The sequence below is a fragment of the Streptosporangium carneum genome, from assembly GCF_027922005.1.
In the GTDB taxonomy this organism is placed as follows: Bacteria; Actinomycetota; Actinomycetes; order Streptosporangiales; family Streptosporangiaceae; genus Streptosporangium; species Streptosporangium carneum.
In genome coordinates, this window is record NZ_BSEV01000001.1 from 904,474 (window position 1) to 917,701 (window position 13,228).

Here is a 13,228-nt window from a genome sequence, read left to right on the forward strand (position 1 = left end):
TCCTCCTCGTGTGGCGGCGGGCGCGCCGAACCCCGCCTCTGACCACTCCATTTATAGTGCTCCTTCCTCAGCGGGGAGGACGACCGGGGCCGGGCGGACCGGACGCGCGAGGGGCCGCTGACCGGCCGGGCGCTCCGCTGCGGCCCTGGCTCCGGGCCGCGCGCCGTACGGGCACCCGCAGCGCGGCGGTCAGCCGCCGGCGGCGGGGAAGGGCGGCTCGCAACCGGGACCGTACGGCGTCCGCCAGGGCCCAGGCGCGGTCGCCGTCCTCGGCGGTCGCCGCGTGGGAGCCGTACAACGCCCTGTCGACGACCTCGGCCAGGTCGTGCGCGGCGTCGGTGACGGCGGGGAACCTCTCCGCCGCGCCGGTGGCGACCTCACCGCCGGTGGCCGCCGCGGTGGAGGGGAGACCGGCCTCCGCGTACCGGTCCAGGGTGTCCCGCCAGGCTCCGACCACCCGTTCCAGCGGATCCGCGGCCCGGCGTCGCCGCGCGCGAAGCGCCGCCTTGGACAGCGGTACGGCGGCGGCAGAGGAGACCAGGACCGCCCCCGCCGCGAGCCACAGCGGCCACCACCGCCACGGCGAGGCGGGCGGGGACGCGGGGGAACGCCTGGCGGGTGTGCGTTCCCGTCTCTCGTCCCCGGTGTCCGCGGGGTCCCGCTCCTGGGCGCTCTGTTCTTCGGGAGAACGCGAGCCGGGGTCGTCGGGGCGTCGCTCGCCGTCCCGCGCCGGGGTGGGGAAGAACGGCGCCCAGCCCGATTCGGCGAACCGCACCTCGGCCCAGGCGTCGACGTCGCGTCCGGAGATCCGGTACCTGCCCTCCTGCCCCGGCTTCTCGGAGCGGAAGCCGACCGCGACGCGGACGTCGTATCCCAGGGCCCTCGCCATCGCCGCGAACGCGGAGGTGTACTGCTCCGCCGTGCCGCGGCGCTCCTCGAGGAGGCGGTTGATCTGGAAGAGGCCGTGACCGCTGGGCGCGTCGGGGCCCGTGGCCACCGTGAAGCCGCCGTTCTCGGCGAAGTGGTCGGACAGGCGGCGCAACGCGCCGTAGTCGCGCCGGTCGCCCGTGATCTCCCTGGCCCTGGCGGTGAGCTCCCTGACCGCGGACTCCCCGGAGGCCCTGTCACTGGCGGGGTCGGCGGCGGGGACGGCGGGGGAGTCGGTCTCCAGCACGGCCCCGTCGACGACGGGTACGGCGCTGCGGACGGTGTACTCGGCCGGTGTGGACCGATCCTCGGGGAAGACGACGTCGCCGCTCTCACGGTCGACGCCGAGACCGCTCACCGACACCTCGACGGGGCGTCCGCTGGAGACGACCCAGCTCACCGGGCCCGCCTTCTCGACCCGCACCCGCTCCTGCGCCGTCTCGCTCCGGCCGTCCTCTTTCGGCGCGGGCAGCAGCGTGCCCGCGCGCCAGTAGGCGGCGGCGCTCGTCCAGTAGACGCCGTCGAACTCCGTGAGGGTGGCGTAGCGCAACCGGAGGGGCCGTGCGGCGGAGGTCACGCTCAGGATCATCGGGAGCCTGCCGTTGAGCAGGGCGGGAAACTGCGTCAGGGGGCTGGTGGCCTGCCGGGGGACGACCGGCCTGCCGACCAGGTCCCGGGCGTCCACCGGGCTCCGCTGCCCGGAGAGGGCCAGCAGCCCGGGGCCCGCGAGGCTCGTCGCCACCGCGACGGCGACGAACAGGACGGGAGCCAGGGCCGTCGGTCGCGCCCACGGCGCTCGGCCGCCGGACCCCCGGGACGTCCCCTTCCCTCCGGCCGCCTCGCCCGTCGCGGCCCCGGAGGCCTTCGCGTCTTTCGCGCCTTCGGCCGTCGCGTCGTCGGGGGCCGGAACCGTCGCGACGACCCCGGAGCGCCCCAGCCGAGCCCGTACGGCGAGCAGCGCCCCGCACGACAGCGCGACGGCGGGCGCGAGCCAGGCCGCGCCACTGGACGGCGCCGCGACGGCGAGCCCGGCGCCCGTCGCCAGCAGCGGCGACGGCATCGACCACGCGGCCGACCTCCCGCGCAGGGCGGGCTCGACGGCGCCCAGTGTGGCGAGCCCGGTGACGAGCACGACGAAGGCCAGCTCGGGCCCGGACGGGTCGGCGGGCGGCGCCGAGGTGAGCAGCCTGCGCGGGCCGTCGAGAACCGCCGACGGCACGGCCAGTCCCAGATAGGCGGCCAGCAGCGCCGCCGCGACCGTGACGCGGGTGACGGGGGCGACGCGGGTGGCCGAGGCGAGCACGAGGCACGCGGCGGCGGTCACCAGACAGGCCCCCGCGACGGGCAGCGCGTAGCGGGGATCGGCGAGCGCCTCGGCCGGGGTGCGCGCGAACGCCCCGGCGAACGCGACGGCGGGGGCGAGGCCGAGCAGCACGGCCACGACGGCGGGGACGGCGTCGGTGCGGGTGCGGGTGCGGGTGCGGGTGCGGGGGCGGATGTCGGTGTGGGTGCCGGTGCCGGTGTGGACGTCGGTGTGGGTGCGGACGTCGGTGTGGGGGGCGGGCCGGGGGGCAGAAGTCATCTCCGGCCTCCCGCGAGGCCGCCGAGCCTGTTCAGCGCCGTGACCGCCTGCGCCCCCGACGCGGCGCGGAGCACCGACACCCCCGCGCGGCCGGTCACCGTGGGGGAACCCACGGCGGCGGACAGCTGCACGACCGTCGTCGCCGCCCGGTGCCGGGCGGCGGGGAGCAGGGACACCAGGGCGTCGTCCGCGCCGGTCACCACGACCAGGGAGGCGTTCCCCGCGACCCGCCTGACCAGCGAGACCAGCGCGGCGAGGTCGTGCTCCTCGGTGCGGCGCACCGCCGCGAGCCGGTCCATCGGCCCCCTGCCCCCGGCCAGGGCGACCTCGCCCCCGTTCTCCCCGAGGACGGTCAGGGCGGCGGCCCGACTTCCCCTGCCCGCCGCCGTGACCAGCGAGGCCGCGACCTCGACCGCCTCCTCGAACTCGTCGGCGGACAGCACCGCCGCGCGGGTGTCGACGACGACGGCGGCGGTCGGCTCGGCCGTGTCGACCCGCTCCCGCACGATGAGGCTGCCGCTCCTGGCGGTCGACCGCCAGTGGATCTGCCGGGGGTCGTCTCCCGGCCGGTACTCGCGCAGCGACGCGAACGTGGTCGTTCCCCGGGGCGCGCGGTCGTCCAGGGGGCCTTCGACGTCGGGGGCGCTCCCGACCGCCGAGGGACGCAGCGGGTGGACTCTCGGGCGCACCCACAGCCGGGCCGGGGAGCCTGCCCGCTCGGTGCGCCGGGCGAGCCCGAGAGGGTCGCGTCGTTCGAGCAGGAGGGGGCCGAGGGTCAGCAGCCCCCGCCTGGGCGTGGCCAGCGCGTACTCGACGCGGGCCGTCGCCCCGGGGGCGAGCGGGGGCACGGCGACGCGCGACGGGGCCCCGTCGACCAGGTCCTTCACCTCGACCCAGCCGGTCGGCAGCCGCCCGGCGTTGCGTATCTCCAGGTCCGCGACGGCCCCCGTGTTCACGGTGACCCGATCCGGGGTCACCGTGCGGCGTCCGCCGAGCCGTACGGGGACGGAGACGAGCACGACGGCGAGGACGACCACCGCCTGCGCGGCCGCTCCCACCCCCGCCAGGCCCGGGTAGCCGCCCGCCAGCCCGGCGGCGAGCAGTACGGCTCCGCCGAGCGTCACGGCCGTGCCGGTGCCGCTGAGCCGGGGAGCGTTCGCGAGCCTCCCCGGCGCCCCCACGGGACGCCGGTTCCGGCCTGGGCCCGCGAGTGTGCCGACCCGGCGGAGGCCGGGCCGGGCGGGCGTCCTCGCCGGGTCCTCGCCCCGGCCGGAACCGGAACGCCAGAGCGTTCTCACCGTGCCCCGGTCATCGTGGGGACGGGAACGGCGGCCAGCACCTCGCGCAGCACGTCGGCGGCGAGCAGGCCGTCGATCTCGGCCTGCGCGTCCAGGATCAACCGGTGTGCCAGGGCGGGCTCGGCCACCGCCTTCACGTCGTCGGGGACGACGTAACCCCGGTTGGAGCAGGCCGCCCACGCCTGCGCGGCGCTCACCAGCGCGAGGCTGCCACGCGGGCTGACGCCCAGGTGGAGGCGGGGATGCGAGCGGGTGCTCTCGGCGATGCGCGCCACGTACTCGGCCACCGCGTCCGCCACGTGGATCCGGCTGACGTATTCGATCATCCAGCGGATCTGGTCCACCTTGGCGACCGGCCTGAGCGGGGGCGGCGCGCCCGCCCGCGCCCGGTTGACCAGGATGTCGCGCTCGGCGGCGACGTCGGGGTAGCCGATCGCGACGCGCAGCAGGAAACGGTCGAGTTGCGCCTCGGGCAGCCGGTAGGTGCCCTCAAGGTCGACCGGGTTCTGCGTGGCGACCACCAGGAAGGGGGTCGGCACGGGATGGCTGCGCCCGTCGATCGTGACCTGACGCTCCTCCATCACCTCCAGGAGCGCCGACTGCGTCTTCGGCGACGCCCGGTTGATCTCGTCGGCGAGCACGACGTGCGCGAAGGCGGGCCCCGGGCGGAAGTCGAACGTTCCCGACTGCTGGTCGTAGACGGTGGTGCCGGTGATGTCCGAGGGCAGCAGGTCGGGGGTGAACTGGATCCGGTTCCAGCTCGCGTCGACGGAGGTGGCGACGGCCTTGGCGAGGGTCGTCTTGCCGACCCCGGGGACGTCCTCGACCAGGAGATGACCGCCCGCGAAAAGGCAGGTCAGGGCGAGTCGAACGGCCTGTGGCTTGCCGGAGAGGGCCTGTTCGACGTTGGCGCGGACGGCCGCGTATCCGGCGGCGAAGTAGGCCGCCGCGTCCGTGCCGGTCTCCGTCGCACTGCTGGACATCTCGTCTCCGCGGGTCGTTGTCGTCGTCGGGGTCACTGTCGGGGTCACTGCCGGGATCACTGTCGCCGGCTGGTCGTCGGGCGTCCGTCGGCCACCCGGCAGGCGGGTCTGGGCCTGGCGGGCGCGGGCCTGTCGGTCCTGACCAGCGCCCAGACCTCGAAGCAGTACCGGGAACGGCGATCCAGGCCGGGCACGAGGTAGGAGGGGCCCTGGTCGGCTCTCAACTGCGCGAGCTGCCTCCTGCCCCGGTACACGACGTAGGACACGAAGCCGGGCATCTCCGAGACGTCGCTGAAGTCGAGACGGATGGTGCCCGCGTCCGGGCTGGTCACCGTCACCGGCAGGTAGTACTGCCGGTAGCCGAGGCTCGGAGACGGGGAGGGGGAGGCCGGTGCGGCGGAAGGCCGAGACCCGCCGAACCACAGTCCCGCCCCGACGGCCACCGCCAGCAGGGCCGCCAGACCGCCCGTCACGGGCCACAGCCACGAGCGCCGCGCGACCCGCGCCTCCGCGGGCGCGTCGGGCACCGGCACGGTCGCCCCACTGGTCGGCAGCGACTCGGCGTGCGCTTCCGGGAGCCTCCTCGCCACCTCGGCGGGACTGCCTGTCTCGGCGGGGCTCCCCGCCGAGGGCGCGACTCCGGCGAGGGTCCCCAGATACGGCGGAGCCCCGGGAACGGGCGAGCCGTACGGCGGTTCACCGGGGGAGGCGGGGGCGCGTGGCGGTTCACCGGGCGGGACGGGGGCGTACGGCGGGGCGGCGGCCCCGGCGGACCGGTACGGGGGTGGCGGGGGCAGCGGCGGCGGCGCCCCCGAGGGCAGGTCGGCGGGGTGAGGGGACGCGGGGCGGCCGGTCACGCCGTCCGTGTGCGAGGCGAAGGGCAGATCGGGTGGCGGGCCGACCGCGGGACCCGGGTACGGGGCGAAGGGCAGATCGGGCGGCGGGCCGACCGCGGGACCCGGGTACGGGGCGAAGGGAGTGCCGGACGCAGGGGCGACCCCGTGGTCCGGGATCGCGTGACCTGGGAGAGGCGGGATCGCGTGACCTGGGAGAGGAACGAAGGATCCGCCGGATGCCGGGCGGGCCGCATGATTCGGAAGGGAGGCGGGGGATCCGCCGGACGCGGGACCGGCCGTGCGGCCGGGGGGCGAGGCGGGTAATCGGGCGGCCAGCAGGGCGAACCGCTCGGCGACCTCCCCCGCTCCCGGGCGGTCCTGCGGCCGCTTCGCCAGGCAGGAGCGGATGAGCTCCCACACCGCCTCGTCGAGCCCTCCGGGACGGAGGGGTTCGTCCTCCAGGTGGGCGCGCATCAGGGCCACCGGGTTGTCCCCGGTGAAGGGCCTGTGCCCGGCGAACAGCTCGTAGGCGGTGACTCCCAGCGCGTACACGTCGGCGGGCGCGCCCGTCGGTCGTTTCTGCGCGGCCTCGGGAGCGAGATACGCCTGGGTGCCGACCACCTGTGAGACGTGGGTGAGCGCCTGGCCGTCGGCGATCAGGGCGACCCCGAAGTCGGTCAGCCGGGCCCAGGGCCTGCCGCCAGGCCAGGTGACGAGAACGTTCTCCGGTTTGACGTCGCGGTGCACGACACCGGCCGCGTGGATCGCGGCCAGTGCCTCGGAGACCTGGCCGAGCAGCATCGCGGCCAGGGCGGGGGTGAACGCTCCCCGCGCCGCGGCGGCCCGCAGGTTCTCCCCTTCCACGAGCTCCATGACGATGGCCATGGTGACGCCCTCCGCGACGTGGTCGTAGACCGGCACCAGATGGGGGTGGCGCACCGCCTGCTGTGCCGTGCGCTCACGCAGGAACCGGTTGACCGCGTCCTGCTGGGAGGCGTGGTGCTCGTGGAGCAGTTTGACGGCGACGGGATGGCCGTCGGCGTGGCGGCGTCCCCGCCACACCACGCCCGCCGCGCCCCTGCCGATGATCTCCTCCAGCAGGTAGCCGCTGCCCACCGCCAGTGGTCCGCCGCTTCCCTGGGATCCCCTTCGGGACGACGTCGGCGGTTGGACCGCGGGGAACGTCGGCGGCGAGGTGGGCAGCTCGGCCGGATCGGTGTCCAAAACGCTCGGGGTCTCCCAGGAGAGGCTGCGTTGCGTGCGTGACACTGGCCGGGGACGGGATCCCCGTGGCGCTGCCGTCGTACTATAGCCGTCCAAAGTCGGTGTAACCGGGCTCATTTGCTAATCGCTCCGTCGGGCATCGGCACCTGTACGGCCCCGCACTGCCCGCGCGTGACGAGCAGACCGCGTCCCGGCGGCCAGCCGCCCCTGGTCCAGGACGGCAGCCTGACCTCGAAGACCTCCCCGTCGACCGGTGAGGCCGGGTTGAGCAGCAGCCCGGAGCGGGCGCGGCGCAGCATCGACAGCCATCCCCTGAAGCGGTGCGCCTGCAGGTCGTCCGTGGTGCAGGCGGCGACCAGCAGGCTGCCGGAGTCACGCGCGGCCCGTGCCATCTCCTCCAGGGCCGGCGCCGCGGGCCCGTCCGTGAGCAGCTCCGCGTCGTCGACGACGACGCAGAACGGCGGGTCGAGGGCGGTGAGCACGCCGTACAGGTTCGCGACCTCGTCACCGGACACGACCGCGGCCACTCCGGGACGGCCCGCCAGCTCCCGCAGCGGGGAGGGACGCGGGCAGACCAGCACGGACGGCATGGCGACGGACCGGACCACGGCCAGTAGCGCGCCGCTCCTGCCGGAGCCGGGCGGCCCCGCGACCAGGAAGCCGTGGCCGAGCTCGGCCAGGTCGACGTCGACCGGCCCCAGCCGGTCTCCGCCGACGCCGACGGTGCAGACGGTCGGCGCGAGCGGCCTGCCGCCGACCCGCATGGCCTCCGCCTCCGCCGAGGTGATCGTCACGGGCAGCGGGTCGGCCCTGCGGGGCAGGGCCTCGGCGGGGACGGCCTTCCAGCGCTCCCGGCTCTCCCGGGCGAACCGTTCGGCGGCCGTCGCCTGCGCGACGCCGTCGGGGTCCGCGTCGAGCAGCGCGACCTGCACCTCCACCGTCCCGGGCATCGCGATCATCCGTCCCGGCGGCATCGCGCGGGGCGCCTGCCGTGGGGCGACGCCGTACACCGCCAGCTCGTCGGGGTCGGCGTGGCGCAGCACCAGGCGCGTGGCGATCGCGCCGCCGAGCCGCTGGGTGAACCCCGAACGGTCGGCGGCCACCACGGTCACCACTCCCACGGACGGGCCTCGGCGCAGCAGCCCGTCGAGGACGTCGACCAGCTTGCCCCCGTCCACTTCGAGGTGACGCGCCAGGAACGTCTCGTACCGATCGAGCATCAGCACCAGGTGCGGCAACGCCTCCCCGCCGCCCTCGGACAGCAGCCGCTGCCTGCGGCCGATCTCCTCCGTCAGCAGCGTCAGCACCCGCACGGCGCGGTCGGCGTCCTCGCCGTCGACGTACGCCCCGCAGTGCGGCAGGGCGGCGAGCGGGGCGAGCGCCCTGTTGCCCATGTCCAGCACGTAGAGGTGCACGTCAGCGGGGCTGTTGCGGCGGGCCAGCTCGACGCCGATCACGCGCAGCAGGGTCGATCGGCCGCTGCGGGTCATGCCCGCGACGAGCACGGTTCCGGCCTGCTCCAGGTCGAGCAGGTAGGGGCGTCGCGCCTGCTGTCCGGGAAGATCGGCCAGCCCGATCGGCACCCGCAGGGGAGCGCCGGTCTCCCGCGCGGCCAGGTCCTCGACCGTCAGCGCTTCGGGCAGCGGCGGCAGCCAGGGGCTGCGGGACGAGGTCGTGCCCGTCAGCTCGGCGGCGGCCCTGATCGCCGTGACGAGCACGCCCAGATCCGTCTCCCCGTCGTGCTCTCCCCGCGCGCCGGAACCGGTCCCCGTGCCGGAGACCCCCATCACGCCGGAGACGCCCCGGATGCCGCGATCACCGGACGCGCCGGAGACGCCCGGGACCTCCTGGGGGCCTGAACCGCGTGACGGATCGGAACCGTCCGGGTCGTCCGAGGGGGCGGACGGGCCGTTCCCCAGCTCGTGCACCAGCCGGGGACGGATCGTGACCCGCTCCGCGTCGGCCGCCGCCTCCCCGCGCGGCCAGCCGATCCTGGCGGTCTGCATCAGGGCGAGGTCGGAGTGGCCCGCCCGCAGGTACGCACGTCCTGGGCGGTGGCGGGACAGCCGGGCGGCGTCCGGGACGTCGATCACGTCGCCGCTGTCCGAGGCGCCGGTGACGCGCAGGCAGATCCGCAGGTTCAGGTTCGCGCGCAACTCGCCGCTGACCACGCCCGCCGGACGCTGGGTCGCCAGCACCACGTGCACGCCGAGGCTGCGGCCCCGCATCCCGATGCCCACGACCCCCGTGACGAACTCCGGCACCTCCTCGACGAGCGAGGCGAACTCGTCGACGACGATGACCAGCCGGGGAAGCCTGCCGCCCGTCACGGCCCAGTAGTCCTCGATGTCCTTGGCGCCCGCCTCGGCCAGCAACTCCTCACGCCTGCGCAGTTCGGCGCCGAGGGAGGCGAGGGCGCGGGAGACCAGGTGGCCGTCGAGGTCGGTCACCATGCCCACGCAGTGCGGGAGCTCACGGCACTCGGCGAACGCGCTGCCGCCCTTGTAGTCCACCAGCACCATCGACAGCGCGTCCGGCGCGTTCTCCAGGGCCAGGCCCGCGACCAGCGTCTGCAGCAGTTCGGACTTGCCCGCGCCGCTGGTGCCCGCGACGAGGGCGTGCGGGCCGTCGCGGCGCAGGTCGACGGTGACGGGCCCGCTCGCGCCCATGCCCAGCGGCACGGTCGTGCCGCGTCCTCCCGGGTTGCGCGCCCAGCGCCCGGCCACCGTCTCCGGAGCGGGATCACGGCCGAGCCCGGCCAGGTCGAGGAGCCGTACGGCCTCGGGCAGCTCGGCCTCGGCCCCCCACCGGCCGCCGAGGACCCGCATGGGAGCCAGGGCGTGGCCGAGGACTCGCGCGTCCTCCAGGGTGAGGCGGTCGAGCAGCACCCCCTCGACGGGATCGCCGCCCGGACGGCTCACCCGTGCCCGGGTGCCGGACGAGCTCGTCACCACGGCGGTCGCCCGGCACTCGTCGGGCAGGTTGGTCTCGTCGTCGTCCAGGCAGAGGGCGTAGACGCCCGCCTCGGGTCCCTCCGCGAGCAGCTCCGCCAGCCCAGGGAGGCCGCGCAGCCGCCGGGCCCCGTCGGCCACGACCACCATGCGCCGCCCCGAAGGCGTCCCGGCCCTGAGCGTGGCCCGCTGCTCGGCGCGTCTGTCCTCGACGATCCGCCGCAGCTCCGCCAGCCGTACGGCGGCCTGCCGCGCGTCGGTGGCGATCGTCCGGCGGCAGGCCGACTCGGCGGTGTGCGGCAGCGTGTGCGGCAGCCAGGTCGCCCACTCCCACTCGGCCGCCTCGTCTCCGCCGGTCAGCACCACGAGGCCGACGTCGTGCGGCCCGTGCAGGACGGCGAGGTGGGCCAGCGCGGCCCGGGCGGCGGCCAGGACGGCCTGCCGGGGGCCCGCCACGCCCAGCACCCCCACGGCGGGCAGGTCGACGGCGACCGGCGCGTGGCCGACGGCGGGCGCCGCGATCTCCTCGCCGGGCACATGGTCGGTGAAGGCGACCTCGACCGGCCGCGCGGCCAGTCCCAGGCGCAGGCGCAGGAAGTCGTCGTCATGGGGGCGGCGCTCGAACAGCCGCCGGGTCGGGCCCGTGGCGATCCGCAACAGCCTGCCGGGGTCGGGCAGTGCCTCGCGCGCCGAACGTCCCTGCTCGTCGGCGAGCTCGGCGAGCCGCTCGGCGATCTCCGCCCGCCGTCGCTCGTACTCCTCCACGGCCGTACGGAACTCGCGCCTGCCGCCGCGCCGGTCGGACACGACGTTGGCGAGCACCAGGATCGGGGAGAGCGCGAGGAAGATCAGGAAATAGCCCGCTCCGGGGAAGACCGCGTACGCCACGCCCGCGAGCAGGAGCGGAAGCAGGATCGCCACGAGGGGGAAACGCGGGTTGCGTGGCTCCTCCGGGCGGCGCGGCAGGGCGAGCGACGGGATCGAGGGGCGGGCGGGGATGCGCGGAGGCCGGTTGCACAGCAGCGTCTCGCCTCCCGGAGCGGGCTCGACCGCCGCGTCCGCGGGGTCGATCGCGCGTACCGTCAGAACGGTCTCGCCGACGGTGAAGACGTCGCCGGGAGAGACCGCCACCGGCCCGGTGAGGCGGGCGCCGTGCCAGGCCGTGCCGTTCCGCGATCCCGCGTCGGCAAGCTCGACGGTGCCGTCCCGCGAGGGCAGCAGCCCGGCGTGCGTCCGGCTGACCTCGGGATCCGCGAGGGCGAGGCCGGAGCCGGCCGCGCGCCCGACGGTGACGGGCGTCCCGGGGCACAGTGTCGCCCGTGCCGCCGCTCCCGCGCCACCCGCCACGGCCACCTCGAAGCCGACGCCGGGAGAGACGAGGGCGACGTCCGCGACGGGCGGGGCGGTCCGCGCGAGCAGGGACCCGGTCGGCAGCGCGAGGTCCGCGATCAGCGTGCCTGACGGCAGCGCCCGGTCTCCCAGCCACAGCGAGGCCTCCGGACCGGCGGTGTTCCCGAGATCCCTCCGGTCTTCGAGGAGCCCCGGGTTTCCCGAGAACCGGGAAACCCACGAACGCCCGGGTGCAGCCGAATGCTCTGAACATCCCGAACGCCCCGGCCCCGCCAGACCTCCCGGGCCTCCTGGACTTCCCGGCCTCCTCGGACATTCTGAGCCCGTCGGGCTTTCTGTGTTCTCCGGACCTCCCGGACCTCCCGGACCTCCCGGATCTCCTGGACCTCCTGGACCTCCGGGGCCTCCCAGGCCTCTGGGGTGTTCCGCATGCAGGGCGTCCGCCAGGTCACCGGTCGTGGCCTCCGACCCGGTCCGTACGAGGAGCGGCACCTCCCCGCCGCGGACGACGACGCGCAGCTCCCGCTCCATGGGTGTCCTCTCCCGTCCGTGTCGTCCGTGTCGTCAGGGTCGTCGGGGACCGCTCAGCCGCCGACCTGCTCCAGGGCGTCGGCGCGCCGGCGGACCTCGGAGGCCGCGTCCTGAAGCGCCGCGGAGAGCCGGGTCAGCGCGGGCTCGAACTCGCCGCTCCACGACGAGCGGAACCGGTCGGCGGCGCCGCCGCGCCAGTAGGTGTTGGCCAGCTCGTTGCGCAGCTCGCGCAGCAGGCTGTCCACGGTGGCGCTCTGCCGCTGGAAGTTCCCGTTGAGCGAGTGCAGCTGTGGGATCTCGCCGCCGATGACCGACATCTCTTCTCCTTCGCCTTCGCCGGTGGATGTCGGCAACGACGCTAGGGAGGTCCGCCCGCCGGGGAAATGGGAAGGGGTTCCCATCGCGGGCGGTCGTGGCCGGCGGCGCGGGAGGGCCGGGCCCTCGGCGTGGGGGCACGTCCTGGTCGTGGCCGGCGGTGCGGAGGGACGGGTCCTGGTCGTGGCCGGCGATGCGGGAGGACGGCGCGGGAGGGGCGGGTCCTGGTCGCGGTCAGTGCTCGGGAGGATCAGCTGCTTGCCGTGGTCAGCGGCGCAGGAGGGCCAGGTCCTCGCGGGTCACGAGGCCGCGGCTGATGGCGTACTCGGCGAGGTTCACCAGCGCGTTGAACCCCTTCATGTTCGGCACTCCCGCGGCGTCGAGCCGGGTGCGCAGGTATTCGACGCGCTTGACCAGGGCAGTGCGGCTGCATCCGATGCGTGCCGCCGCCGCGGCGTAGTCCTTCGGATAGGGGTCGTACCTGGGCGGCTCCTCCAGGTATCCCGCGAACAGCGCCACCATCGCCAGCCGGTCCGCCGCGTTGACCATCACCTCGGCGCCGACCGCCGTGGGCGTGCTGCCGACCGCCGTGCCTGTCCCGTCGGGCGCGGGGCCGGGGGACGCGGAGGCCGTGCCTTCCGGGGACCGCGCGGGGGCCGGGGCGGGGGACGGGGCGGGGGACGGCGGAAGGAGGGCGAGGTCGTGCCGCCTCCGGGTGCCGTCGACGAGGACCTTCGTCGGGGCCTCGACCGCGATTCGGCGTCCCGGCGGGAGCAGGCTGCGAAAGCCCAGCTCGTCGACCACCGCGAGGGGGCGGCTGCCGGAGCTGTTGGCCAGCCACCAGGTGCCGCTCTCCCGGGAGACCGTGCCCGTGATCCGGGAGATGCCGGTGTCCTCCGGGTCAAGGCAGATCCCGCACTCGCGGGAGCGGCCGAAGGTCAGCCGCTCGTTCTCGGCGATCTCCGTGACGCGACCCGCCACCTCGACCCGCATCCGTGCCATCGTCCCTCCGAATCGCCGTTTCCCTGTCACCGCTGTTGTGAGGCGTTCGCACCGCGGTGAAGCGCCGCGAGGCCCTTCACCGTTGTGAACCGCCGCGCCGTACCCCATTTCACAATGGGAAGCCTTTCCCATCCTGAATGGCGGCGCTGAAAGCCGGAGACGCCTATTGTCGGACATCGCCGGGAAGTGCTGCCAGGATTTGCCCCATTCTGTACTCGCTGGAGGACCG

At 75.5% G+C, this 13,228-nt stretch carries 7 protein-coding genes; all 7 read right to left on the minus strand.

The genetic code is table 11. From position 1 onward, the window contains the following. Positions 1 to 67: 67 nt before the first annotated feature. Positions 68 to 2,509 carry a transglutaminase domain-containing protein gene (locus PKF00_RS04570; RefSeq protein ID WP_271216057.1) on the minus strand — a complete coding sequence of 814 codons (2,442 nt, stop codon included), beginning with the start codon at positions 2,507 to 2,509 and terminating at the stop codon, positions 68 to 70. Then, positions 2,506 to 3,807, minus strand: a complete 1,302-nt coding sequence (locus tag PKF00_RS04575) for a DUF58 domain-containing protein (RefSeq protein WP_271216058.1) — start codon at positions 3,805 to 3,807, stop codon at positions 2,506 to 2,508. The genes PKF00_RS04570 and PKF00_RS04575 overlap by 4 nt, the downstream gene beginning before the upstream one ends. After that, positions 3,804 to 4,790, minus strand: coding sequence for an AAA family ATPase (locus PKF00_RS04580; RefSeq protein ID WP_271216059.1), 987 nt, complete (start codon positions 4,788 to 4,790; stop codon positions 3,804 to 3,806). Before PKF00_RS04580 ends, PKF00_RS04575 begins: the two co-directional genes overlap by 4 nt. Positions 4,791 to 4,846: 56 nt before the next feature. Next, entirely contained in the window at positions 4,847 to 6,850 is a 2,004-nt protein-coding gene (locus tag PKF00_RS04585; protein ID WP_271216060.1) for a serine/threonine-protein kinase, read from the minus strand. A gap of 113 nt (positions 6,851 to 6,963) precedes the next feature. Continuing rightward, positions 6,964 to 11,148, minus strand: coding sequence for a type VII secretion EssC family protein (locus tag PKF00_RS04590; protein ID WP_271216061.1), 4,185 nt, complete (start codon positions 11,146 to 11,148; stop codon positions 6,964 to 6,966). A 587-nt stretch (positions 11,149 to 11,735) separates the two neighbouring features. Next, on the minus strand, positions 11,736 to 11,999 hold the full coding sequence (locus PKF00_RS04595; protein WP_271216062.1) for a WXG100 family type VII secretion target: 264 nt from the start codon (positions 11,997 to 11,999) through the stop codon (positions 11,736 to 11,738). A 265-nt stretch (positions 12,000 to 12,264) separates the two neighbouring features. Further along, a complete protein-coding gene (locus PKF00_RS04600; protein ID WP_271216063.1) occupies positions 12,265 to 12,999 on the minus strand; it encodes an FHA domain-containing protein in 735 nt (244 codons plus the stop codon). Between the last annotated feature and the right edge of the window lie 229 nt (positions 13,000 to 13,228).

What these genes read in the sequence shown, in the direction of transcription:
- PKF00_RS04570 (WP_271216057.1), bottom strand. Translation starts at nt 2,509, where the DNA reads ATGACTTCTGCCCCCCGGCCCGCCCCCCACACCGACGTCCGCACCCAC.
- PKF00_RS04580 (WP_271216059.1), bottom strand. Translation starts at nt 4,790, where the DNA reads ATGTCCAGCAGTGCGACGGAGACCGGCACGGACGCGGCGGCCTACTTC.
- PKF00_RS04595 (WP_271216062.1), bottom strand. Translation starts at nt 11,999, where the DNA reads ATGTCGGTCATCGGCGGCGAGATCCCACAGCTGCACTCGCTCAACGGG.
- PKF00_RS04600 (WP_271216063.1), bottom strand. Translation starts at nt 12,999, where the DNA reads ATGGCACGGATGCGGGTCGAGGTGGCGGGTCGCGTCACGGAGATCGCC.